Origin of the sequence: Peribacillus sp. S4 (assembly GCF_046715815.1) — a bacterium.
Classification (GTDB): Bacteria; Bacillota; Bacilli; order Bacillales; family DSM-1321; genus Peribacillus; species Peribacillus frigoritolerans.
This window is the reverse complement of record NZ_CP175708.1, coordinates 5,558,927-5,582,479: the sequence shown is the minus strand read 5'-3', so window position 1 is coordinate 5,582,479 and position 23,553 is coordinate 5,558,927. Positions and strand designations below refer to the sequence as shown.

At 41.3% G+C, this 23,553-nt stretch carries 23 protein-coding genes and 4 tRNA genes; 26 read left to right on the top strand and 1 reads right to left on the bottom strand.

The features are described from left to right. Window positions 1-932 precede the first annotated feature (932 nt). The 11 genes from rpmH to ACJ9PY_RS26770 all read left to right on the top strand — a co-directional run bounded on the left by rpmH (window position 933) and on the right by ACJ9PY_RS26770 (window position 11,329). Complete coding sequence (rpmH, locus tag ACJ9PY_RS26820) at window positions 933-1,067, top strand: 50S ribosomal protein L34 (RefSeq protein WP_034316183.1); 135 nt, start codon at window positions 933-935, stop codon at window positions 1,065-1,067. 80 nt (window positions 1,068-1,147) lie between these two features. Next, window positions 1,148-1,504 (top strand): ribonuclease P protein component, encoded by a 357-nt coding sequence (gene rnpA, locus ACJ9PY_RS26815; protein WP_057278285.1) that lies wholly within the window; start codon window positions 1,148-1,150, stop codon window positions 1,502-1,504. Between the two features lie 174 nt (window positions 1,505-1,678). Continuing rightward, window positions 1,679-2,467, top strand: a complete 789-nt coding sequence (gene spoIIIJ, locus ACJ9PY_RS26810) for a YidC family membrane integrase SpoIIIJ (RefSeq protein ID WP_053537000.1) — start codon at window positions 1,679-1,681, stop codon at window positions 2,465-2,467. Further along, entirely contained in the window at window positions 2,464-3,084 is a 621-nt protein-coding gene (jag, locus tag ACJ9PY_RS26805; RefSeq protein WP_063574568.1) for an RNA-binding cell elongation regulator Jag/EloR, read from the top strand. The genes spoIIIJ and jag overlap by 4 nt, the downstream gene beginning before the upstream one ends. A gap of 335 nt (window positions 3,085-3,419) precedes the next feature. Further along, a complete protein-coding gene (gene mnmE / locus ACJ9PY_RS26800; RefSeq protein ID WP_054398445.1) occupies window positions 3,420-4,805 on the top strand; it encodes a tRNA uridine-5-carboxymethylaminomethyl(34) synthesis GTPase MnmE in 1,386 nt (461 codons plus the stop codon). A 21-nt stretch (window positions 4,806-4,826) separates the two neighbouring features. Next, entirely contained in the window at window positions 4,827-6,713 is a 1,887-nt protein-coding gene (gene mnmG / locus ACJ9PY_RS26795) for a tRNA uridine-5-carboxymethylaminomethyl(34) synthesis enzyme MnmG (protein WP_411739327.1), read from the top strand. 29 nt (window positions 6,714-6,742) lie between these two features. Further along, window positions 6,743-7,459 (top strand): 16S rRNA (guanine(527)-N(7))-methyltransferase RsmG, encoded by a 717-nt coding sequence (gene rsmG, locus ACJ9PY_RS26790; protein ID WP_034316171.1) that lies wholly within the window; start codon window positions 6,743-6,745, stop codon window positions 7,457-7,459. 381 nt (window positions 7,460-7,840) lie between these two features. After that, window positions 7,841-8,701: a nucleoid occlusion protein gene (gene noc, locus ACJ9PY_RS26785; protein WP_034316169.1), complete on the top strand. Its 861-nt coding sequence runs from the start codon at window positions 7,841-7,843 to the stop codon at window positions 8,699-8,701. 259 nt (window positions 8,702-8,960) lie between these two features. Further along, window positions 8,961-9,722: a ParA family protein gene (locus ACJ9PY_RS26780; RefSeq protein WP_034316249.1), complete on the top strand. Its 762-nt coding sequence runs from the start codon at window positions 8,961-8,963 to the stop codon at window positions 9,720-9,722. After that, window positions 9,715-10,575 (top strand): ParB/RepB/Spo0J family partition protein, encoded by an 861-nt coding sequence (locus ACJ9PY_RS26775; RefSeq protein WP_063574570.1) that lies wholly within the window; start codon window positions 9,715-9,717, stop codon window positions 10,573-10,575. Before ACJ9PY_RS26780 ends, ACJ9PY_RS26775 begins: the two co-directional genes overlap by 8 nt. Window positions 10,576-10,627: 52 nt before the next feature. Then, window positions 10,628-11,329, top strand: a complete 702-nt coding sequence (locus ACJ9PY_RS26770) for a DUF554 domain-containing protein (protein WP_053536996.1) — start codon at window positions 10,628-10,630, stop codon at window positions 11,327-11,329. Window positions 11,330-11,378: 49 nt separating this feature from the next. On the opposite strand, the gene yyaC is transcribed toward ACJ9PY_RS26770, so the two are convergent. Continuing rightward, window positions 11,379-12,014, bottom strand: a complete 636-nt coding sequence (yyaC, locus tag ACJ9PY_RS26765) for a spore protease YyaC (protein ID WP_053536995.1) — start codon at window positions 12,012-12,014, stop codon at window positions 11,379-11,381. A gap of 371 nt (window positions 12,015-12,385) precedes the next feature. Between yyaC and ACJ9PY_RS26760 the strand changes: the two genes are divergently transcribed. From ACJ9PY_RS26760 to ACJ9PY_RS26690, 15 genes are all read left to right on the top strand, one after another. Continuing rightward, complete coding sequence (locus ACJ9PY_RS26760) at window positions 12,386-13,222, top strand: mechanosensitive ion channel family protein (RefSeq protein ID WP_063574571.1); 837 nt, start codon at window positions 12,386-12,388, stop codon at window positions 13,220-13,222. A 20-nt stretch (window positions 13,223-13,242) separates the two neighbouring features. Beyond that, a complete protein-coding gene (locus tag ACJ9PY_RS26755) occupies window positions 13,243-13,440 on the top strand; it encodes a DUF951 domain-containing protein (protein ID WP_034316158.1) in 198 nt (65 codons plus the stop codon). A gap of 166 nt (window positions 13,441-13,606) precedes the next feature. Further along, window positions 13,607-14,707, top strand: coding sequence for a redox-regulated ATPase YchF (gene ychF / locus ACJ9PY_RS26750; RefSeq protein ID WP_034316156.1), 1,101 nt, complete (start codon window positions 13,607-13,609; stop codon window positions 14,705-14,707). Window positions 14,708-14,901: 194 nt separating this feature from the next. Beyond that, window positions 14,902-15,186, top strand: coding sequence for a 30S ribosomal protein S6 (gene rpsF / locus ACJ9PY_RS26745; RefSeq protein WP_034316153.1), 285 nt, complete (start codon window positions 14,902-14,904; stop codon window positions 15,184-15,186). Window positions 15,187-15,255: 69 nt separating this feature from the next. Further along, complete coding sequence (ssb, locus tag ACJ9PY_RS26740; protein ID WP_057278276.1) at window positions 15,256-15,780, top strand: single-stranded DNA-binding protein; 525 nt, start codon at window positions 15,256-15,258, stop codon at window positions 15,778-15,780. Window positions 15,781-15,828: 48 nt separating this feature from the next. Next, on the top strand, window positions 15,829-16,068 hold the full coding sequence (gene rpsR, locus ACJ9PY_RS26735) for a 30S ribosomal protein S18 (RefSeq protein WP_053348323.1): 240 nt from the start codon (window positions 15,829-15,831) through the stop codon (window positions 16,066-16,068). Window positions 16,069-16,305: 237 nt separating this feature from the next. After that, on the top strand, window positions 16,306-17,253 hold the full coding sequence (locus tag ACJ9PY_RS26730; RefSeq protein WP_063574572.1) for a YybS family protein: 948 nt from the start codon (window positions 16,306-16,308) through the stop codon (window positions 17,251-17,253). Window positions 17,254-17,294: 41 nt separating this feature from the next. After that, window positions 17,295-19,265 (top strand): DHH family phosphoesterase, encoded by a 1,971-nt coding sequence (locus ACJ9PY_RS26725; protein WP_053536992.1) that lies wholly within the window; start codon window positions 17,295-17,297, stop codon window positions 19,263-19,265. Next, the gene (gene rplI / locus ACJ9PY_RS26720; RefSeq protein WP_034316140.1) at window positions 19,262-19,711 is read left to right on the top strand and encodes a 50S ribosomal protein L9; all 450 of its coding nucleotides are present in this window, start codon (window positions 19,262-19,264) and stop codon (window positions 19,709-19,711) included. The genes ACJ9PY_RS26725 and rplI overlap by 4 nt, the downstream gene beginning before the upstream one ends. Window positions 19,712-19,851: 140 nt before the next feature. Continuing rightward, entirely contained in the window at window positions 19,852-21,216 is a 1,365-nt protein-coding gene (gene dnaB, locus ACJ9PY_RS26715; protein ID WP_034316139.1) for a replicative DNA helicase, read from the top strand. A gap of 281 nt (window positions 21,217-21,497) precedes the next feature. Next, window positions 21,498-22,790 (top strand): adenylosuccinate synthase, encoded by a 1,293-nt coding sequence (locus ACJ9PY_RS26710; RefSeq protein WP_034316136.1) that lies wholly within the window; start codon window positions 21,498-21,500, stop codon window positions 22,788-22,790. Between the two features lie 278 nt (window positions 22,791-23,068). Next, window positions 23,069-23,144 (top strand) — tRNA-Lys (locus ACJ9PY_RS26705). 8 nt (window positions 23,145-23,152) lie between these two features. Beyond that, window positions 23,153-23,224, top strand: a tRNA-Glu gene (locus tag ACJ9PY_RS26700). A gap of 23 nt (window positions 23,225-23,247) precedes the next feature. Then, window positions 23,248-23,323 (top strand) — tRNA-Asp (locus ACJ9PY_RS26695). A gap of 29 nt (window positions 23,324-23,352) precedes the next feature. After that, a tRNA-Phe gene (locus tag ACJ9PY_RS26690) sits at window positions 23,353-23,425 on the top strand. Window positions 23,426-23,553 lie beyond the last annotated feature (128 nt).

The following is a 23,553-nucleotide window of genomic DNA, read 5'->3' as shown; positions in this document are numbered from 1 at the left end:
ACTTATCCCTCCTTTGCAAAAAAAATTTTAATCATTGTATCTAAATGTATAGGCACAAATAAACTCATCGATTGCCGTCTTCATATTAATTTTGACAGCAAAGGTTCGGTGAGCTGTATTAAGGAATTTTTGTGTTGTGTAATGTGAAGTGCCCAAAACTATATCTTGCGCTGTACAACCTTTGTACAGACTACATCTGGTGAGCCAGTGTAGATTTGAATGTTTATTCATCAACAGGTATTTTAAGAAATATATAATAAAGAAGAAAAAAGGGTTTTCGACAATATCCACCATCTGTGGACAGATTAATATACACAGGTCGGATAAACTATCCACAAGTTATTCACAGTCTGTGGATAAATGTTACCTGTTGATAAAGTTATTCAGAGTGAAAACACAAATATAATATCAGAAATTCAGGCGTCTTGCAATGGGTTAGAAAACTTTATCCACAACTTACCGGGCTTGTGGGAAAAACTTTTCCACAGGCCATTGTTATGTGCAAAAGTCTCTAAAATGGGATGTGGATAGAAAAAAACATGTCGAATTTTATCCACAGACCATGATTATAGGCTCGAATTAAGTTGATATGAACCAGGTGTTCAAGCCGGAAGGCCTGCATGGGGAAAGATCAAAAGGGATTCAGGTTCGTTCTTATAATTTGTCGAATGGTGTGTCGTAAGGGAGGATTACTTGCGAATCTCATATTCATGCCCATGGATAAAATGATGGAAATTTGCCCTTCCCCAAAAATTTCTATATCAGTTCGGAGCAAAATCATTTACAATAGGCTAGGTAGTAAAAAAAGGCCTACTGGACATTGAGCATTAAAAAAAGAAATTTTTTATGGATGAGGTTGACAAGTAGAAACCTCCATCTATATAATTGTAAAGACTGTCTTTAACTGTTATTCCTCAGGGAGGTGTCATATAATGAAAAGAACTTATCAACCGAATAACCGCAAACATAGTAAAGTTCACGGTTTCCGTGCACGTATGAGCACGAAAAACGGACGTAGAGTAATCGCTGCACGTCGCCGTAAGGGCAGAAAAGTATTATCTGCATAGACCACTGAAAAGTCTCAGTGGTCTTTTTTCGCAAAATAAGGGATTTACTGAGACTCAATTCATGTAATGAAGGTGTAAAAATGAAAAAAAAGTTAAGGATTAAGAAAGAGGATGAATTTCAGCTTGTGTTTAAAAAAGGTGAATCTTCTGCTAATCGGCAATTCGTTGTCTATGTCCTTGAAAAGCCGGGTCAGGATCATTTTAGGATCGGCCTTTCTGTCAGTAAAAAAATCGGGAACGCCGTTATGAGGAACCAAATCAAAAGATACATACGGCAAGCGTTTTTGGAATTGAAAGAAGATATAGAAGAGGGTAAGGATTATATTGTGATTGCTCGAAAACCAGCGGCGGAGATGGACTTTTTCCAGGTGAAAAGCAGCTTGATACATGTCCTGAAACGTTCTAAATCACTAAACTTTAAAATGAAAAAACAATAAAGTCCCCTTAATATCGAATAAGACTCCTCGTATCATATGGTTACTTAAGTAAGATGACATAGAAAATTCCGATTGTAACTGTGGAAAAAGTGGATTACTTTTCCTTGAAATCTTCTAATAAACAGTTCACAATTGTTTCAAAAAAGATTGATTGCAGTTAGGAGGAAATTACGGTTGAAAAAACGAATATTACTCATTATTGGACTAGCCTCGATAATGATGCTGTTGGCAGGGTGTACGGAAATTAAAGAACCTATTACTGCGGATAGTGAAGGTTTTTGGAATTCATACATTGTCTATCCATTATCAGCCCTGATCATCTGGCTTTCCGAAGCATTCGGCGAGAACTATGGTTTGGGAATCATCGGCGTTACACTAATCATTCGCCTGGCATTGCTTCCATTAATGATCAAACAGGTGAAAAGCTCGAAAGCCATGCAGGCCATTCAGCCTGAAATGAAAGAACTTCAAGCTAAATACAGCTCAAAAGATGCTGCCACACAACAAAAACTACAGCAAGAAACAATGGCCCTATTTTCGAAATATAATGTGAATCCATTGGCGGGGTGTTTGCCGATATTGGTGCAAATGCCGATTTTGATCGGATTTTACCATGCAATCAGCCGTACGGAAGAAATTGCTTTACATAGTTTTCTTTGGTTTGATTTAGGTTCCCCAGATCCTGTTTATGTTTTACCGGTCGTTGCAGGTATCACGACTTTCATCCAGCAAAAGATGTCCATGGCTGGAATGAACTCGAATCCACAAATGGCGGCACAAATGACGATGATGCTTTACATCATGCCCATCATGATTGTTGTATTTGCTATTAATTTCCCCGCTGCTCTTTCTCTTTACTGGGTAGTTGGTAACATTTTTGGTATCGTTCAAACATATTTCATCAAAGGTCCGGATCTTAGAAAAGCAGCTGCGGAAAACGCGGGAGGGGCAAAGAAAAAGTGAAAAAAGTGACTGCTACAGGACAATCTGTCGAAGAAGCAGTAAATTTAGCTTTAGCTCAACTGAACAGCACTAAGGATCGCGTGGAGATTGAAGTAGAAGATGAAGGAAAAAAAGGATTTTTTGGTTTATTTGGTGCAAGGAAGGCAATCGTCCATGTGACATTGCCTCCGGATCCCATTGAAGAGACACTTGGATTTTTGAAGAATGTCTGCGTCGATATGGGAGTCAATGCACAAATAAATGTCACCCGTAAAGGGAAGAACGTAACATTCCATTTATCAGGTGATAAAATTGCATTATTGATTGGAAAAAGGGGTCAAACACTAAATTCACTTCAGTATTTAGCACAGCTGGTAGCAAATCGATATTCGAAGCAGTATTTGAATATTACCGTAGATGCAGAAGATTATCGAAGCCGCCGCAATGACACCTTAATCCAATTGGCTGAAAGAATGGCAAATAAAGCCACGAAAACAGGTAAAGCTGTTTCACTGGAGCCGATGCCATCCTATGAACGTAAGGTCATCCATAATGCTCTCCTGGATTATCCAAAAATAAAAACAACCTCAAGTGGGACGGAGCCATATCGTCACTTGGTCATTACTCCACTTAAATGAACCTTCTGCTTTTAAGCAGGGGTTCTTTTTTTTAGGGATGAATGTCGAATATTTTTTTTGCGAATTTTCCATTCAACAATAAGTGACAAATTTTTTATATTTTCTTGATCCTTAAAGGGGATGGAAGAAAATGAAGCGGGCGATATTTGTTATTCACATGTGGATAAGTTAAAATGGTTGTTACAGAATATGGATTAACGGCGTGTGGATAACTCTTGGAAGGAAGGAGTATCTACTTTTTTTCATGAATATACTGTGGTATTGTAGTAATTTAGGGATTCGACGATTTTATTATCAGAAAAAAATAGAACCATCAATATATAAGAGGTGAAAGCATGGAATTCGATACAATCACCGCTATCTCTACTCCCTTAGGGGAAGGGGCGATCGCCATCGTTAGAATCAGCGGTGATGAGGCCATAGAAATAGCCGATAGGATCTTTAAAGGACCAGGTGGAAAAGGATTGCTTGAAGTGAAATCACATACGATTCATTATGGCCACCTTATCCAGCCTAAAACAGGTGAAATCATAGAGGAAGTCATGGTTTCGGTCATGATGGGTCCAAAGACATTTACAAGGGAAGATGTAGTTGAAATAAATTGTCACGGTGGAATCGTTTCGGTCAATAGGGTACTGCAGCTTATTCTCTCACAAGGTGCTCGTTTAGCGGAACCTGGTGAATTTACGAAACGGGCTTTTTTGAATGGCAGGATCGATCTTTCCCAAGCTGAGGCCGTTATGGATTTAATCCGTGCTAAAACGGATAAAGCCATGAATGTTGCATTAGGTCAAATGGAAGGCCGGCTTTCGAAATTAATCCAAAATCTGCGTCAGGAAATTTTACAGACCCTCGCTCAAGTCGAGGTAAATATAGATTATCCGGAATATGATGATGTCGAAGAAATGACGCATCGTTTATTTTTGGAAAAAGGCAGTTATGTGAAGAATGAAATAGAGAAGCTGCTTCACACGGCCCAACAGGGGAAAATACTTCGGGATGGACTTGCGACCGTTATCATAGGTCGTCCTAATGTCGGAAAATCTTCATTGCTTAACAGCTTAGTTCATGAAAACAAAGCGATCGTCACTGATATTCCAGGTACAACACGTGATGTTATTGAAGAGTATGTCAATGTTCGCGGTGTACCGCTTAAACTTGTCGATACAGCAGGAATTCGCGAAACGGAAGATATCGTTGAACGAATTGGAGTTGAACGGTCTCGTGCAGTATTAAAAGAAGCGGATTTAATATTGCTTGTATTGAACTATTCCGATGATTTCACTACTGAAGATGAGAAACTATTCCAAGCGGTTGAGGGAATGGATGTTATCGTTATCATCAATAAAACAGACCTTCCACAAAAAATCGATATGGCAAAAGTTAAGGAAATGGCTGCATCCCATAAAGTCGTTACGACTTCATTACTGGAAGATCGAGGGGTCGATGAATTGGAAGAAGCGATCGCTTCTTTATTTTTCGAAGGTTCTTTAGAAACGGGAGACCTGACCTATGTGTCCAATGCAAGGCATATAGCTTTGCTGGGGCAGGCATTACAGGCTATCGAAGATGCAATTGATGCTATTGAAATGGGGACGCCGGTTGATTTGGTTCAAATCGATTTCACGAAAGCATGGGAGTTACTTGGAGAAATCATTGGCGAAAGCGTTCAGGATAATTTGATCAACCAATTGTTCTCTCAATTTTGTTTAGGAAAATAAGCGTAAAAGGAGGAAAAGGATATGCAATACGAAGCAGGTAGCTATGATGTCATTGTTATTGGTGCCGGTCATGCTGGCAGTGAGGCGGGCCTTGCAGCTGCAAGAGTAGGAGCTAAAACGTTGATGATCACCATTAACCTGGATATGGTCGCCTTTATGCCATGCAATCCCTCCGTCGGCGGACCGGCAAAAGGGATAGTCGTTAGGGAAATTGACGCTTTAGGCGGTGAAATGGGAAGAAATATCGACAAGACCCATATTCAAATGAGGATGCTCAATACGGCAAAAGGTCCGGCCGTTCGTGCGCTGCGGGCGCAGGCAGATAAATTTCTCTATCAGCAAGAAATGAAAAAGACGATAGAAGACCAAGAAAATTTGACATTGATTCAAGGAATGGTAGAGGAATTAATTGTTGAAAACGATGTATGTACGGGTGTCATCACTAAAACTGGTGCGGTGTACCGTGCGAAAACTGTCGTAATCACAACGGGAACATATTTACGCGGTGAAATCATTTTAGGGGAACTGAAATATTCAAGCGGCCCTAATAATCAGCAGCCTTCCATCAGGCTTTCTGAACACTTGGAGCAGTTAGGATTTGATTTGGTCCGTTTTAAAACAGGAACGCCTCCACGTGTGAATAGTTCTTCCATAGACTACAGCAAAACGGAAATTCAGCCTGGCGATGAAGTGCCTCGTGCCTTTTCTTATGAAACGACAAAGTTCATAACAGATCAATTGCCATGCTGGTTAACGTATACGAATGAGGGTACACATCAGCTCATTGATGAGAATCTACACCGTTCACCAATGTATTCCGGAATGATTAAAGGAACCGGACCGCGTTATTGTCCATCGATAGAAGATAAAGTCGTTCGTTTTAATGATAAGCCACGGCATCAAATCTTCTTGGAACCTGAAGGTCGCAATACAAAGGAAGTTTATGTGCAAGGTTTATCCACCAGTCTGCCTGAAGATGTGCAAGTGAAAATCCTGCAAACAATTCCGGGACTTGAAAAAGCGGAAATGATGCGTGCTGGATATGCAATTGAATATGATGCCATCGTTCCTACGCAGCTATGGCCTACACTTGAAACGAAGAAAATCAAAAATCTATATACTGCAGGTCAAATTAACGGGACATCCGGCTATGAAGAAGCAGCAGGACAAGGATTGATGGCCGGTATTAATGCAGGATTGAATGCAATGGGTAAGGAAGAACTGATTTTAAGCCGTTCAGATGCCTATATTGGTGTTCTCATTGATGACCTTGTAACGAAAGGCACGAATGAACCATACCGATTGCTGACTTCACGTGCAGAATATCGTTTATTATTGCGTCATGATAATGCCGATCTACGCTTAACGGAAATTGGATTCAATATCGGAATGATCAAAGAAGAACGCTACAAACATTTCCTTATGAAAAAAGAAGCGGTTGAACTGGAAAAGGAACGATTGAAATCAAACTTCATCAAACCGACCAAAGAGGTGCAAGAAGTCATTACTGCAAGTGGCGGCAGTGAATTAAAGGATGGAATCCGTGCCTCCGATTTATTGAAAAGGCCTGAAATGGATTATTCCCATATTCAGAAGTTGGCGCCAAGTGATGTCGAACTGAGTGAAGAAGTGACGGAACAGGTCGAAATCCAGATCAAGTATGAAGGATATATCGAAAAATCCTTGCAGCAAGTCGATCGCCTGAAAAAAATGGAGAACAAAAAGATTCCAGAGAATATCGATTATGATGCAATTTCTGGTCTTGCAACGGAAGCACGTCAAAAATTAAAGCAGGTCCACCCGCTATCAGTAGCTCAGGCTTCAAGAATTTCCGGTGTGAATCCCGCTGATGTTTCCATTCTGCTTGTTTATTTGGAACAAGGTAAGATTGCCAGAGTATCTCAGTAACGGAAATACCCGAAAAGGATTGAAAAAACATGAATATTGAACAGTTCCAACAAGCACTGCTGGAGAAAGGGATTGAGCTTTCTCCTCAACAGCTTGATCAGTTTGACACGTATTATCGATTATTGGTGGAATGGAACGAAAAGATGAACTTAACGGCCATCACAGATAAAGAAGAAGTTTATCTAAAGCATTTTTATGATTCAATCAGTGCAGCCTTCTATTTCGACTTTAACGAATCCTATCGAATTTGCGATGTTGGGGCTGGAGCTGGATTTCCGAGTATTCCATTGAAGATTTGTTTCCCTGATATCCACGTCTCGATTGTGGATTCCTTGAATAAGCGAATTTCTTTTTTGAATCACCTTGCGGATTCATTGCAATTAAAGGGAGTTTCCTTTTATCATGACCGGGCGGAAACCTTCGCCCAAAAACCGGAGCATCGCGAATCCTATGATATTGTCATGGCGAGGGCGGTAGCCAGGATGTCGGTTTTAAGTGAACTATGTTTGCCGCTTGTTAAACTGGATGGGACGTTCATTGCCATGAAAGCGGCTAGTGCACAAGATGAAATGGACACAGGGAAGAAGGCCATTTTTACATTAGGCGGAGAAATTGAAGAAATTCATCCTTTCACATTGCCAGAGGAAAATAGTGAAAGAAACATCATTACTGTAAAAAAAGTGAAGAAGACTCCTAAAAAATACCCAAGAAAACCAGGGACACCGAATAAGCAGCCTATTGAATAACCTCTGTACGATAAAGTATGTTTTCATAGTAAGAGCAGAGGATTCAGATATATATGGCTGGTACTTGCCCTTATTTTCTTTTACTATAAATGTATGACCTTATTATTTTCACTTAATACTGCATGTGCCAACAAGAAGGCATTTTCGGTACAGGTTAAGACGTGTGCCCTTAGCTTGCTGATTCAGGGAAATAATTTTGGGAAAGCCGGCCGATATTTATAAAAACTGGCCGTCGACCCTCATTATTGCCTTGATGGCGCCAGTCGACATGTTTTTTACAGTGAAGGGACATATGTATAACCATGTCGGGAAATGTATGCAGGACTTGTCCTATAAATAGAGAATATGTTATTTGGGAGTTTTAAAAGGTGGTGTAGGAAGATGAAGCATCCTTTTTCGCGGTTCTTTGGGTTTGGCGAAAAAGAAGAAGAGCAACTAGAGATGGAGACACCTAGCAATAATAATGAAGAAATAAGAAAAATTTCCATTTCCGACATTGTGCCTAATCGATTTCAACCAAGGACCGTTTTTAATGACGATAAAATTGCCGAATTGGCTCAAACGATCCATACACATGGGATCATTCAACCAATTGTAGTAAGGGCTTATGGTCAGGGAAAATATGAAATCATTGCAGGTGAGCGTCGTTTCCGGGCCATGCAAAAGCTTGGCTGGGAATTGGCACCTGCTATAATCAAAGATTTCACCGATACAGAAACGGCTTCCGTTGCGCTGATAGAAAACCTTCAGCGTGAAGAACTGACACCGATTGAAGAAGCTTTGGCTTACGGAAAACTATTGGAGCTGCATAGTTTAACCCAAGAAGCCCTGGCACAAAGACTGGGAATTGGTCAATCCACCGTGGCGAATAAGCTTCGGCTGCTTAAGCTGCCGCAGGAGGTTCAGGATGCACTTCTTCAAAAGCAAATTACGGAACGCCATGCCCGCTCGTTGATACCGTTAAAGAGTCCTGAAAAGCAGTTGAAACTGCTTTTGGAAATCATCGAAAAAGGGTTAAACGTCAAGCAGACCGAAGAGCAGGTCGTCAAGCTCTTAACGGGTACTGTGCAGAAGCCGAAACCTAAGCGAAAAGCGTTTAGTAAAGACATGAGGATTGCCGTGAATACCATCCGCCAATCGCTCAGTATGGTTACAGACAATGGAATAAATCTGGATGCAGAGGAAGAAGAATTCGAGGAGTATTATCAATTCACGATTAAAATACCCAAGAAAAAAACTTGATTCCCCATCCTTAGCCCGCTTGGTAGTCTCCGATTACCAAGCTTTTTTTATTTTCTCTCCAAACTGGCATTTTCCACTTTTAAAACATTCAACTTTTCCTGGATTTTCAATGCTTTTAGAAGTATTTCAAATTTTAAGAGGAATTTAAGAAAACGATTTCTTCCAGTAACATTCATGATAAAATAGAAAGAAATAATTGGATTCACGGTAAAAGTCAATAGATATAGCGTCATGAAGATAGTTGAAAGCGGGTGAATTCGTGGGTAAGATTCTCGCCATTGCCAATCAAAAGGGCGGTGTTGGAAAAACGACAACTTCTGTCAGTTTAAGTGCTTGTCTTGCATACATTGGACAGAAAGTCTTAATGGTCGATATTGACCCGCAGGGAAATGCAACAAGCGGTGCAGGTATTGACAAAGCAGATGTGGAACAATGTATTTATGATGTATTGGTTGATGATGTTGAGGCCAGTACCGTAATCATGGAAACAAAGGTGGAAAACCTATATGCTATACCTGCGACAATTCAACTTGCAGGTGCAGAAATTGAACTTGTTCCAACCATCTCAAGGGAAGTCCGATTAAAAAGGGCGTTAGAAGAGGTGCAAAGCCAGTATGATTACATTGTGATTGACTGCCCTCCATCATTGGGTTTGCTTACGCTTAATGCCTTAACGGCTGCCGATGCTGTTTTGATCCCAGTACAATGTGAATATTATGCATTGGAGGGTTTGAGTCAACTATTGAATACGGTCCGCCTCGTCCAAAAGCATTTGAACCATGATTTGAAAATCGAGGGTGTGCTATTGACGATGTTGGATGCAAGAACAAATTTAGGTCTCCAGGTCATAGAAGAAGTCAAAAAATACTTTCAGGATAAAGTCTACCAAACCATCATTCCCCGCAATGTCCGTTTGAGTGAAGCACCGAGCCATGGAGAACCGATAATTATATATGATCCAAAGTCACGAGGGGCGGAGGTCTATCTAGAATTGGCAAAGGAAGTGGTATCAAATGGCTAAAGGGCTTGGCAAAGGACTTAACGCACTTTTCAACAGTGGGGAGATCAGTAAAGATGAAATCGTGCGCGAAATCAAATTAAGGGAATTAAGGCCAAATCCTTATCAGCCCCGAAAGAGCTTTCGGCTAGAAGCTATAGAGGAATTAAAGCAATCCATCATGGAGCATGGGATATTACAGCCGATTATTGCCCGGAAAAGTATTAAGGGATATGAAATCGTGGCTGGGGAAAGGCGTTATCGTGCTGCCAAGGAAGCTGATTTAAAGACAGTTCCAGTCGTTGTGAGGGAATTGAGTGAACAGCAGATGATGGAACTGGCCATTTTGGAAAACCTGCAACGGGAAGATTTGAATCCGATCGAAGAGGCTGCCGCTTATCAAACGCTTCTTGAAAAATTGGAATTCACCCAGGAGCAGCTGGCCAACCGGCTGGGAAAAAGCCGACCCCATATTGCGAACCATCTTAGATTACTATCTTTGCCTGAAGGAATTAGGAGATATATCTCCGACGGGGAAATATCCATGGGACATGGCCGGGCATTGCTGGGTTTAAAGAAAAAAGAGATGCTCAAGCCGGTAGCGGATAAAGTCCTCAAGGAAGGTATGAATGTCAGACAGCTGGAGCAGTATATACATCAATTGAATGATACCGTTTCACGTGAAACCAAACCTAAGAAACAAGAGAAAAAAGATATCTTCATAAAGCAAAGGGAGACAAGTCTGCGTGAGAGACTAGGAACGAGCGTAACGATAAAACAAAGCAAGAAAAAAGGAAAAATAGAAATAGAGTTCTTTTCAAAAGAAGATTTAGAGAGAATTTTGAACTTGATCGATCAAGAGAACCTTTCCTCTTAGATCCCCTTATGAAAAGATCATGAAGACATATGCAGAAAATTAGGTGGATGAGATGGTATTATTAGGGGCTTTGGTGAACGGTGCCTGCATTTTAATCGGCTCGATTTTAGGAAGGTTTTTACAACATATACCTGAGAAGATTAAAGAAACGGTCATGAGCGGTATCGGTTTAGCCGTGATGGTTTTAGGCTTGCAGATGGGGTTTAAAAGCGATAATTTCCTTGTTGTCATTTTAAGTATTGTCGGCGGGGCGGTCCTCGGTGAATGGATGAATCTTGAGGGCAGGCTTAATTCTTTAGGCAATTGGATTGAACGCAGGATGAAAGCGAAGGAAGGAACCTCGATATCTCAGGGGTTTGTAACGGCTACGCTCATATTTGGAATTGGGGCGATGGCCATTATTGGTGCCCTGGATAGCGGTATCCGGAATGATCACGACGTTTTGATAACAAAGGCGATAATCGATGGATTCACAGCACTTGTCCTCGCCAGCACGTTAGGCATAGGGGTACTTTTTTCAGCATTTCCTATCATTCTTTATGAGGGATTCCTGGCGGTTTTTTCAAGGCAAATCAATACGATGATCCCATCTGCATTAATGGATTCCTTCATATTGGAAATGACGGCAACTGGCGGTGTCATGATTTTGGCGATTGGTTTGAATATTATCGGTGTCACCAAAATCAGGGTGGCGAATCTGCTTCCGGGCATAATGATCACGGCCATTCTGGTTACTTTCATGTATTATGTATAAAAAAGAAGGAAGGGGCTGGCCCCTTCCTTCTTTTTTATGAAAAAACCGATCAAAGGGTTTTTTCTTGCTTGAATGACCATGTGAAAGGAGTGATGGAAGGTTTTATTGGATAATGGTTTTGTGCTTCATAAATCCCCTCGGCAATGGTTTTCGCCATTTTTAGCACAAGATTAAGACGCGTGTTCTGCAAGACCATGAACTCCATGAATCCACTTACATTCACGATTCCTGTAATATGGGCATTTCCGACGGAAGGAAGGTCTTTATTGACCCCGGCACCCGGCTTAACTGGTCCCTGGCCGATCTGAACGATGCCGACGCTTTTCATTTTCCCCAAGCAAGCATCGATTCCGACTATAAAGGCATTGGCATGTAGCTTTTTAATTTCATTTAATTTTTCCTGTAAATTCATCGCATGTATAGGGTCATCCAGAGTACCATAAACATGGAATGAAGAAGAACTGTTTTCAGCCTTTTCACTAAGCAGAGTGCCGACAAGTGGTCCGAGTGAATCGCCTGTGGAACGGTCTGTGCCTATGCAGACGATGACGATTGGTTGAAGCTTTCCTGTTGGGAGGAGGTTGATTAATTCCTGGGAAATTTGTTTGGATGCATCCGTATCTTCATGCAGGATGCGACTTAATCTATTTTTATTATTATTAAATAGACTAGAATTCAGATTCATCGGCTCAACTCCTTTACTTTATTTGGTATTACAGTATACGGATAAAAAGGGGAAAATATACGGTATTTAACATGATGGGTGAGGGAATTTTTTGCAAAACATGCAAACAGGTGAAGGGGATATGAATCGACGTTATCCTCTACCAATTGCTTTCATCTATACTTTCTAGTAAATAATCATTTGAATGTTCGGGATAAAATTTCTAAATTCTATTAACTATATACCCATAATTTTTTTGTACAGAAACCATTATTTATTGATAAAATAGAGAAAATCTCGCTATTTCATGGTTACCTCCATGCATGGAGGGTAGAGGAATACGTCGAAGATATAATAGATTTGCTGTTATTTGCATTAGGCAGGAGGAAAATATGGATCGCATTTATGATAGTGTTGCAAAAGAGATATTGGATGAAAAGATATGGCTGCTGATGGGCGAGGGTATTATTAAAATCTTCCTTGTTCTGCTGTTATCGCGTATTATTATTACAATAGGAAAGACTATTCTGAATAAATTTTTCAAAGCACGTTTAAGAAGTCCCATTCGGGTAACGGAACGCAGGGAAGCGACACTCATTAAATTGCTGGAAAATATCATTACCTATGTCATCAATTTCATTGCCTTGTTGATGATTCTGGAGATTCTTGGTCTTCATGTAATGCCATTACTCGCTGGTGCCGGTGTTCTCGGTTTGGCCATTGGATTTGGCGCACAAAGTTTGGTCAAGGATATAATTACCGGGTTTTTCGTTATCTTTGAAGATCAGTTTTCAGTTGGGGATTATATTAAAATCAATACTTTTGAAGGGGAAGTCATTGAAATCGGGCTTCGTACGACGAAAATTAAAAGCGGTGTAGGTGAATTGCACTTCATACCCAACGGCAGCATCATCCAGGTTACGAATTATTCCATTTTAAATAGTATGGCAATTGTTGATGTGACCATACCTAACGATGGATCGACCGAGCGTGCTGAGAAGGTGCTGAAAGATCTTTTAAACAGTATGGCAGGCAAATACGAAGCTTTGATCAAAGCACCTGAATTTTTGGGAATTGAAAAAATCAGTCCTGAAGAAATCGTCTTTCGGATTAAAGCGGAAACAAAGCCGATGCATCATATTGAAATCAGTAGGATATTAAGAAAAGAAATAAGTGCTGCGCTTGATGCAAGTGGGATTAAATCTACGTACAATGGCAGCGAGTCATAGGAATTGGGGGGCTCATGATTATGGAAGAAAAGGAATTTGCACTTAAGGATATTGTGGAAATGAAGAAACCACATCCCTGTGGAGTGAATAAGTGGAGAATTATACGGCTCGGAATGGATATCCGGATAAAATGTGAAGGATGCGGTCATAGCGTGATGCTGCCTCGACGTGAATTCGCGAAGAAAATGAAAAAAGTTCTGCAAAAGCATGAGGAGTGATCATGCTTTTTTTTTGGAGTGAAAGTAGTCCGGCGTTTCTCATGATTTACTTGTCTTTTTAGGAAGCGAAATCTATAATTGGGAAAGGTTTAGGTATTGGATGGTCTTTATAGAAGATCAGTTCTTTTCCCATATGTACGAATCATCTTGAAGGAGTGAAATATAAATGGCTTTAACAGCTGGTATAGTCGGTTTGCCTAACGTAGGTAAATCCACTTTATTTAATGCAATAACTCAGGCAGGTGCGGAATCTGCCAACTACCCTTTCTGTACGATCGACCCGAATGTAGGGATTGTGGAGGTGCCAGATCACCGTCTGCAAAAATTGACTGAATTGGTAAAACCGAAAAAAACGGTTCCGACAGCATTTGAATTCACGGATATCGCCGGGATTGTAAAAGGGGCAAGTAAAGGAGAAGGTTTAGGTAATAAATTCCTTTCCCATATCCGTCAAGTGGATGCAATTTGTCAAGTCGTCCGTTGCTTTGCAGATGATAACATTACCCATGTTTCCGGAAAAGTAAATCCAATCGATGATATCGAGGTCATCAATCTTGAATTGATCCTTGCCGATTTGGAATCTGTTGTCAAACGCATCGACCGTGTCGGAAAAATGGCCAAGCAAAAAGATAAAGCCGCTGTGGCAGAACATGAAATCCTTGTGGCTTTAAAAGAAGCATTGGAAGATGAAAAGCCTGCACGTTCCGTCGAGTTTACCGAAGAACAGCAAAAAATCGTGAAGGGCATGCATTTACTTACAGCTAAGCCGACGCTTTATGTGGCGAACGTGAGCGAAGATGAAGTGGCGAATGCTGACGATAATGAATATGTTCAGCAAGTTCGTGAATATGCCGCTAAGGAAAATGCCGAAGTAATCGTGATTTGTGCCAAAATCGAGGAAGAAATTGCAGAGCTTGAAGGTGAAGAAAAGGAAATGTTCCTATCTGAACTTGGCATCGAGGAGTCAGGTCTAGATCAGCTGATCCGTGCTTCTTATAATCTGCTTGGATTGGCAACATACTTTACAGCTGGCGTACAGGAAGTGCGGGCTTGGACATTCCGCAAAGGAATGAAAGCCCCTCAATGTGCTGGCGTCATTCACACGGACTTCGAACGCGGTTTCATTCGTGCCGAAACGGTTTCTTATACCGATTTACTTGAAGCGGGCAGTCATGGCGCCGCAAAAGAAGCGGGTAAGGTTCGTTTGGAAGGTAAAGAATACATCGTTAACGATGGCGATGTTATCCATTTCCGTTTCAACGTATAAGAATCAAAGACCCTACCATTCCATATGTAGGGTCTTTTTTATAGACTTAAATCATTAGATTACATTTAATTGTAATAAGTCGAACCGTTCGTTGCAATGCCTCTTTAACTATGCTATAATTTTATCTTGTGAGTAATTATAAATAATTGCTCCTTGCCCAATTGGGCCGCTTAGACCAAAAGGAGGTGACAGTGATGAGAAAATACGAAATTATGTATATCATCCGTCCAAACATTGAGGAAGAAGCTAAAAAAGCTTTAGTTGAACGTTTCAACACAATCCTTTCTGATAATGGTGCGGAAGTAGAAGCAAAAGAATGGGGTAAACGCCGTCTAGCATATGAAATCAATGATTTCCGTGATGGTTACTACATGCTTCTTAAAGTTAACGCTGAAAGTGCTGCGATTCAAGAATTCGATCGTCTAGCTAAAATCAGTGAAGACATTATTCGCCACATGGCTACTAGAGAAGAAGTTTAATTCGACAATTAATATAAATTCTAATCTTGTTTCACATGAAACAAGCTTGAAACCTAGGGGTTGATTCTGATGATGAATCGCGTAGTTTTGGTAGGACGCTTAACTAAAGATCCTGAATTACGATATACACCTAATGGAGTTCCCGTAGCTACCTTTACTTTAGCTGTCAACCGTAGTTTTACGAATCAGCAAGGTGAACGTGAAGCGGATTTCATTAACTGTGTAGTTTGGCGTAAACCGGCAGAAAATGTAGCTAACTTCTTGAAAAAGGGCAGTTTAGCTGGCGTGGATGGACGTGTCCAAACACGTAATTATGAAGGACAAGACGGCAAACGCGTATATGTGACGGAGATTCTGGCTGAGAGCGTTCAATTCCTTGAACCACGAAGCAGTTCAGCGGGTGAAAGAAATGAAGGCGGTTCTTACGGTGGAGGTCAAAGAAGTTATGGTAATAACGGAAATGACAACAATTCGTATGGACAAAATCCTAATCAGAATCAACGAAGCAATAACAACTACACTCGTGTAGATGATGATCCATTTGCAAATGACGGTAAAACAATCGACATTTCAGATGACGATCTTCCGTTTTAAACAGCCGTTTAAAATGAAAATTCAAAAAAGCAGGGAGGGAAATATATTATGGCAATGGGTGGACGTAAAGGACGCGGTAAGCGTAAAAAGGTTTGTTATTTCACATCTAACGGAATCACTAAAATTGATTACAAAGATACAGATCTTCTTAAAAAATTCGTCTCAGAACGCGGTAAAATTTTACCACGTCGTGTAACTGGCACAAGCGCTAAATATCAACGTAAATTAACGATTGCTATTAAACGCTCACGTACTATGGCATTACTACCATACGTATCTGGTGAATAATAAATTGGCACGTTGAGGAGTTATCCTTAATGTGCCTTTTTTATAAGTTATTGCTTTTGCCTGAAAACTGCTGAATTGCGGTTTTTTTTTATTTCAGAAGGAAGTTATCCACGCGTTTTCCTTAGAAAAAATAATCATATCCCAAAAAAGACTGTGATGTTTGAAATATCCTGGCCGTAACGGATACAATATAAAGATGGAGATAAGACGTCAATCATAACAGGGGGTGAAATAAAGATGAATAGCGGGAGACGAATTGCCGAGGGCGGAGCACTTCTGGCACTATATTGCATTTTATTGTTCATCACCATTCAAATCCCACCATTGGGTATTTTCACTTCTTTCTTTTTACCCATTCCATTCATACTTGTCACAATCAAACAAAAGTTATCGTGGAGCCTTGGTTACTTATTTGTAGCCTCGTTATTGTCGATCCTCATCGGGACGATATTGTCTGTTCCGCTGACCTTGCTCATGGGGGCAACGGGAATTGCGATCGGCTATTTTTTGAAAAAGGACAAACCGATGGCACCTATGTTCATAAGCGCAGTCCTTGTCTTTCTGGGGGGCATTTTATTAATGTATGCAGCTTCAGTTTTGATTACGGATGTTAATTACATAGAAGAATCGATGAACATTCTTGAGGGGTCCATTGAAAATTCAATCGGCATCATGGATACCTTTGGACAGGCACCGACAGAACAAGTCAAAAAGCAGGTGTATGAATCGATCGATATGATGAACACGCTGATGCCAAGTTTGTTCGTCTTGATGTCCGTCATCATGGTTTTATTGATTTTATTTGCAGCGCATCCCATTGTGAAGAGGTTCAGTGATAAGGCGTTAAAATGGCCTCATTTTCGAGATCTGCGACTCCCAAAAAGCCTTTTATGGTATTATTTAATTACGATGCTTCTTGCTCTTTTTGTGAATACGGACAAGAACAGTTTTGTATATATGGCCATAACGAACCTATTTTTCATACTGCAGTTCTTCATTTTATTACAAGGATATTCACTGATATTCTATATCGCTCATGTCAAGTCATGGGTTAAGGCGATACCTGTTTTAATTGTGGTTTTTTCTTTGCTTCTGCCGATTCCGATTATAACGACGGCCGTCCGATTTTTAGGTATAATAGATTTAGGCTTTCCCTTTAGGGAGACAATCAAGAAAAAGGAATAGAAGACTTTTTTGTAAAACAGATGCTTTTAGGAGCTGAAACTATGCCATCTTATTTGAAAGAATACTCGATTAAGTCCCCATTGTATGGGGTGCTGGCCGCAGTCGTTTTACTTTTGGGCGTCCTGGCTTATTATAATTGGGTTATTGCACTTGTTGGACTATTGATTCTTGCTGGTTTATTTTATTTAACATTAAGAATGGTAGAAAAAAAGCAACGGAAGACAGAAGAGTATATAACGACTTTATCCTACCGTTTAAAGAAGGTGGGCGAGGAAGCGTTATTGGAAATGCCGATTGGGATCATGCTCTTTAATGAGGATTATTACATTGAATGGACCAATCCATTCCTGGCTTCTTGTTTTAGTGAGGATTCCTTGGCAGGAAGATCGCTATACGATGTTGCGGACTCGATAGTACCGTTAATCAAGCAAGAGATCGAGACAGAGACACTTACGCTCCACGATCGGAAATTCAAGGTGGTCCATAAGCGTGATGAAAGGCTTCTTTACTTTTTTGATGTGACGGAGCAAGTGGAAATTGAGAAATTATATGAAGATGAGCGAACGGCAATTGCGATTATTCTTCTTGATAATTATGATGATTTGACACAGGGTATGGATGATCAGCGTAAAAGCAGCATTAATAGCTTGGTTACCTCACTTCTCGATAAGTGGGCAAGGGATAATGGCGTTTTCTTTAAACGGGTTTCCTCGGAACGATTCATCGCTGTCTTTAATGAGCATATCCTTCAGCAGCTAGAAAAGGGGAAATTCTCGATTTTGGATGAAATCAGGGAAACGACGGCCAAGCAAAATGTACCACTGACCTTGAGCATCGGGGTCGGCTCGGCCGTGTCATCCTTGCCGGAACTAGGTACGCTTGCCCAGTCCAGCTTGGATCTCGCTTTAGGGCGGGGCGGTGACCAGGTGGCCATAAAGCAAGCGAATGGAAAAGTGAAATTCTATGGCGGCAAAACCAATCCGATGGAAAAACGCACGAGGGTCCGTGCCCGTGTGATTTCCCATGCATTGAAGGATATAGTCCTTGATAGCGATAAAGTCATTGTCATGGGCCATAAAAACCCGGATATGGACGCAATCGGTTCAGCGATCGGCATCTTGAAAGTTGCCCAAATGAATGAACGTGAAGGCTATATTGTCATCAACACCCAGCAGCTCGACAGCAGTGTCCTTCGTCTAATGGAGGAAATCAAAAATAAAGAAGAGCTGTATGCCCGGTTCATAACACCTGATGACGCATTTGAAATGATTACGGATGAGACCTTGCTGGTTGTGGTCGATACCCATAAACCTTCCATGGTGATTGAAGAGCGGTTATTGAATAGAATCGATAAGGTTGTTGTCATCGACCATCATCGGCGGGGTGAGGAGTTCATCAAGAACTCATTGCTCGTCTATATGGAGCCATATGCATCTTCAACGGCAGAGCTTGTGACCGAATTGCTTGAATATCAGCCGAAACGCTCAAAAATTGATATGCTGGAGTCGACGGCGCTTCTTGCCGGTATCATCGTCGATACGAAAAGCTTCACCTTAAGAACAGGATCACGCACTTTCGATGCAGCCTCATATCTAAGGGCGCATGGAGCTGATACGGTACTTGTCCAGAAATTCTTAAAAGAAGACGTGGACACCTATATCAAACGATCGAAGCTCATTGAAGAAGTCATCTTTTATAAAAAGGGAATTGCCATTGCCGCGGCAAAAACCGATCAGGTTCATAATCAGGTGCTCATTGCTCAGGCTGCGGACACCCTATTGACGATGGATGGCGTTGTCGCTTCCTTTGTAATGGCTAAGCGGTCTGATGATACGGTGGGGATAAGTGCGCGTTCTCTTGGTGATATCAATGTACAGGTGATCATGGAAATGTTGAATGGAGGCGGACATCTAACGAATGCCGCCACTCAACAGGTATGCTCCATTGATGAAGCCGAAAGTCGATTGAAAGCAGCTATTGATGAATATTTAGAAGGGGGATATAAAGAATGAAAGTGATATTTCTTAAAGACGTTAAAGGTAAAGGGAAAAAAGGGGAAGTTAAAAATGTTGCGGATGGTTATGCACATAATTTCCTGCTTAAACAAGGATTGGCCGTTGAAGCAAATAATTCAAACGTGAAAACCTTGGAAGCACAGAAAAATAAAGAAGAATCACTTGCAGCAGAAGAGCTGCAGCAGGCTGAAGAATTGAAAGTGCAGCTGGAGAAATTAACGGTTGAACTATCTGCCAAAGCCGGTGAGGGCGGGCGTTTATTCGGTTCCATCACGACTAAACAAATTGCATCCGAGCTTCAGAAAAAACACGGTATCAAGGTTGATAAACGTAAAATGGAGCTTGCTGAAGGCATCCGCACTTTAGGGCATACAAAGCTTCCGGTGAAGCTTCATCCTGAAGTCACTGCAACACTGACTGTGCATGTGAAAGAAATTAACTAATTTTAGCTGTTTCATATCTGTGAAAAATTGATAAAATAGAGATAGACGAAAAATGTGATTGGGCATGCTGTCCTTTCACTTTTTTCTTTTTCACTAGAAACATATAAAAGGTATCCTCTTAGAATGGGAGGTTTTAAGATATGATAGAACAATTTCAGGATAGGATTCCACCTCAAAATATAGAAGCCGAACAGGCTGTGCTAGGAGCCATTTTTCTTGAGCCCTCTTCATTGACCGTTACATCGGAAGTTTTGATTCCGGAAGATTTTTATAGAAGCTCTCATCAAAAGATCTTTAATGTGATGCTTAAATTGAATGACGAAGGAAAAGCTGTCGATTTGATTACGGTGACAGAGGAATTGGCTGCGACAAAAAACCTTGAAGAAGTTGGCGGGGTTTCTTATTTAAGTGAATTGGCTGGATCGGTGCCTACCGCGGCCAATATTGAATATTATGCCCGCATCGTCGAGGAGAAGTCATTGCTGCGCCGTTTGATCCGGACTGCGACGAACATCGCTCAGGAAGGCTACAGTCGCGAGGACGAGGTCGAGGAGCTGCTCGGTGAAGCAGAAAAAACGATCATGGAAGTGGCCCAGCGTAAGAATTCCGGGTCTTTTCAAAATATTAAGGATGTATTGGTTGCGACTTACGATAATATAGAAATTTTGACTACCCGTAAAGGGGATGTCACGGGAATACCGACAGGGTTTGCTGAACTGGATCGAATGACAGCGGGGTTCCAACGTAATGACCTCATCATAGTTGGTGCCCGCCCTTCGGTTGGTAAAACCGCTTTTGCATTGAACATCGCTCAAAACGTTGCGACCAAAACGGAGGAGAATGTAGCGATTTTCAGTCTTGAAATGGGTGCAGAGCAGCTCGTTATGCGTATGCTCTGTGCTGAAGGGAATATCAACGCACAGAATTTACGGACAGGTTCCTTAACTGATGAGGATTGGCGTAAACTGACGATGGCGATGGGAAGCTTGTCGAATGCCGGCATTTATATCGATGATACGCCAGGTGTCAGGATTGGTGAAATCCGTTCAAAATGCCGTCGTTTGAAGCAGGAACATGGCCTTGGCATGATATTGATCGATTACCTGCAGTTAATTCAAGGCGATGGCCGTTCAGGCGACAACCGTCAGCAAGAGGTATCCGAGATTTCACGTTCACTCAAAGCGCTGGCTCGGGAACTTAAAGTGCCCGTCATCGCCCTTTCCCAGCTATCGCGGGGTGTTGAGCAGCGTCAGGATAAGCGCCCGATGATGTCTGATATCCGGGAATCCGGGAGTATCGAGCAAGATGCTGATATCGTCGCATTCTTATACCGTGATGATTATTATGATAAAGAATCCGAGAATAAAAATATCATTGAAATCATTATAGCGAAACAGCGTAATGGTCCGGTGGGCACGGTTTCGCTTGCATTCGTAAAAGAATATAATAAATTCGTCAATCTCGAACGCCGCTTCGATGATGATTCGATGTCTCCCGGCGCATAGGGGACTGCCTGCCATTCATGCAATGGCGGGCTTTCTCTGTTTCAGGAAAAAGAAAGGCCCTAATGATAATAGAAAAAGAAATCAGGGGGTACAATAATGTTTGACAATCCTAAAAAAACCGGAAAGAAATTTCTCATATTTACGAACAAAGAATTTTTTAAAAAGTGTATTGTTCGGATTTTGTATTGACTTCCAGTTTGGATTATTGATAAAATAGGTTTGTTTGATAAGAACCGGTTAATGATCGGTATTACGTGAACCTTTGGAGGTGCTTTATTCAGATGTCATCAGTTGTAGTAGTCGGTACACAATGGGGAGACGAAGGTAAAGGTAAAATAACAGATTTTCTATCCCAGAATGCGGAAGCCATCGCTCGTTATCAAGGTGGGAATAATGCAGGGCATACAATTAAATTTAACGGCGTTACCTATAAACTGCATTTAATTCCGTCAGGGATTTTTTATAGTGATAAGATTTGTGTCATTGGAAACGGTATGGTAGTTGATCCAAAAGCTCTTGTAGAGGAGCTTGCTTATTTACATAGCCATGGGGTGAGTACGGATAATCTTCGTATCTCGAATCGTGCACATGTCATTCTTCCTTACCATATCAAATTGGATGAAGTCGAAGAAGACCGTAAAGGCGCCAACAAAATTGGAACGACTAAAAAGGGAATCGGCCCTGCATATATGGACAAAGCTGCTCGTAACGGAATCCGCATGGCAGACCTTTTGGACCGTGAAATTTTCGAGGAGAAATTGTCTCAAAATCTTGTCGAAAAAAACCGTATGTTCGAACGCTTCTATGAAACGGAAGGTTTCAAAATTGAAGATATCTTGGAAGAATACTATGAGTACGGACAACAAGTGCAGAAATATGTTTGTGATACATCCGTTGTATTGAATGACGCACTTGATGAAGGAAAACGGGTATTATTCGAAGGGGCACAAGGTGTCATGCTTGATATCGATCAAGGAACATACCCATTCGTCACTTCTTCCAACCCGGTTGCAGGTGGAGTTACAATCGGTTCGGGTGTAGGTCCTACGAAGATCAACCATGTGGTTGGAGTATGTAAAGCATACACAAGCCGCGTGGGCGATGGTCCTTTCCCTACAGAATTGCATGATGAAGTCGGTAACCAAATCCGGGAAATTGGCCGTGAATATGGAACAACTACAGGCAGACCGCGCCGTGTAGGCTGGTTTGACGCTGTTGTCGTTCGCCATGCTCGCCGTGTCAGCGGGATTACCGATTTATCATTGAACTCGATTGACGTATTATCAGGTCTTGATACGGTCAAAATTTGTGTGGCCTATGAATACAAAGGCGAAATCATTCATGAGGTACCAGCGACTTTGAAAGCGATTGGCGAATGTAAACCAGTCTATGAAGAGCTGCCAGGCTGGTCAGAAGACATCACAGGCTGCAAATCATTGGATGAGCTTCCAGAGAACGCTCGCCACTATGTAGAGCGCGTATCTCAATTGGTAGGCATTCCTTTGACCACTTTCTCTGTCGGTCCTGACCGTAACCAAACAAATGTCGTGAGAAGCCCTTGGCGTCTAGCGTAATTCATGAAAAAGGAGCTGGCTTTTTTTGCCGGCTCTTCTTTCATTTTTAAGATCGATGCATTATATGTCACGTTCGGGAGGTCCGGGATACCGAGTGAATGTGGATAAAAACTATAGGGAAAATAAAAAAGATAAGAAAAAAATAATTTTATTTCAAAAAACTATTGCCTAAACTATAAGAACCATGATATTATCAAAAGCGTCGTCACAATAGAACAAGCCATTAACAAGCTGCAGATGGGAAGTTAACATCCAGCAAAGAAACATTTCATTAGAACGAGCCATTAGCTCAGTTGGTAGAGCATCTGACTTTTAATCAGAGGGTCGAAGGTTCGAATCCTTCATGGCTCACCATTTTTTTCGGCCCATTGGTCAAGCGGTTAAGACACCGCCCTTTCACGGCGGTAACACGGGTTCGAATCCCGTATGGGTCACTTCTTTATATATATGCTTTACTGGTCCCGTGGTGTAGCGGTTAACATGCCTGCCTGTCACGCAGGAGATCGCGGGTTCGATTCCCGTCGGGACCGCCATTTTATTTTTATTCTAAAATAGAATATTTGGCTCAGTAGCTCAGTCGGTAGAGCAAAGGACTGAAAATCCTTGTGTCGGCGGTTCGATTCCGTCCTGAGCCATCCTTGTATAAACGCCTTTCCTTTAGGGCGTTTTTTTGTTATGCATCCAGAGGATTATGAATGAAATCTTGTTAATAGATTGTTAACGATTTGTAACATACCATTTTCGGCCAATTCGGAATATAACT

What these genes read in the sequence shown, in the direction of transcription:
- noc (WP_034316169.1), top strand. Translation starts at nt 7,841, where the DNA reads ATGAAGCATCCTTTTTCGCGGTTCTTTGGGTTTGGCGAAAAAGAAGAA.
- mnmG (WP_411739327.1), top strand. Translation starts at nt 4,827, where the DNA reads ATGCAATACGAAGCAGGTAGCTATGATGTCATTGTTATTGGTGCCGGT.
- yyaC (WP_053536995.1), bottom strand. Translation starts at nt 12,014, where the DNA reads ATGAATCTGAATTCTAGTCTATTTAATAATAATAAAAATAGATTAAGT.
- rnpA (WP_057278285.1), top strand. Translation starts at nt 1,148, where the DNA reads ATGAAAAAAAAGTTAAGGATTAAGAAAGAGGATGAATTTCAGCTTGTG.
- rpsR (WP_053348323.1), top strand. Translation starts at nt 15,829, where the DNA reads ATGGCAATGGGTGGACGTAAAGGACGCGGTAAGCGTAAAAAGGTTTGT.
- ACJ9PY_RS26770 (WP_053536996.1), top strand. Translation starts at nt 10,628, where the DNA reads ATGGTATTATTAGGGGCTTTGGTGAACGGTGCCTGCATTTTAATCGGC.
- rpsF (WP_034316153.1), top strand. Translation starts at nt 14,902, where the DNA reads ATGAGAAAATACGAAATTATGTATATCATCCGTCCAAACATTGAGGAA.
- mnmE (WP_054398445.1), top strand. Translation starts at nt 3,420, where the DNA reads ATGGAATTCGATACAATCACCGCTATCTCTACTCCCTTAGGGGAAGGG.
- ACJ9PY_RS26725 (WP_053536992.1), top strand. Translation starts at nt 17,295, where the DNA reads ATGCCATCTTATTTGAAAGAATACTCGATTAAGTCCCCATTGTATGGG.
- ACJ9PY_RS26775 (WP_063574570.1), top strand. Translation starts at nt 9,715, where the DNA reads ATGGCTAAAGGGCTTGGCAAAGGACTTAACGCACTTTTCAACAGTGGG.
- rsmG (WP_034316171.1), top strand. Translation starts at nt 6,743, where the DNA reads ATGAATATTGAACAGTTCCAACAAGCACTGCTGGAGAAAGGGATTGAG.
- rplI (WP_034316140.1), top strand. Translation starts at nt 19,262, where the DNA reads ATGAAAGTGATATTTCTTAAAGACGTTAAAGGTAAAGGGAAAAAAGGG.
- dnaB (WP_034316139.1), top strand. Translation starts at nt 19,852, where the DNA reads ATGATAGAACAATTTCAGGATAGGATTCCACCTCAAAATATAGAAGCC.
- ssb (WP_057278276.1), top strand. Translation starts at nt 15,256, where the DNA reads ATGATGAATCGCGTAGTTTTGGTAGGACGCTTAACTAAAGATCCTGAA.
- ACJ9PY_RS26710 (WP_034316136.1), top strand. Translation starts at nt 21,498, where the DNA reads ATGTCATCAGTTGTAGTAGTCGGTACACAATGGGGAGACGAAGGTAAA.
- ACJ9PY_RS26760 (WP_063574571.1), top strand. Translation starts at nt 12,386, where the DNA reads ATGGATCGCATTTATGATAGTGTTGCAAAAGAGATATTGGATGAAAAG.
- ACJ9PY_RS26730 (WP_063574572.1), top strand. Translation starts at nt 16,306, where the DNA reads ATGAATAGCGGGAGACGAATTGCCGAGGGCGGAGCACTTCTGGCACTA.
- rpmH (WP_034316183.1), top strand. Translation starts at nt 933, where the DNA reads ATGAAAAGAACTTATCAACCGAATAACCGCAAACATAGTAAAGTTCAC.
- ychF (WP_034316156.1), top strand. Translation starts at nt 13,607, where the DNA reads ATGGCTTTAACAGCTGGTATAGTCGGTTTGCCTAACGTAGGTAAATCC.
- ACJ9PY_RS26755 (WP_034316158.1), top strand. Translation starts at nt 13,243, where the DNA reads ATGGAAGAAAAGGAATTTGCACTTAAGGATATTGTGGAAATGAAGAAA.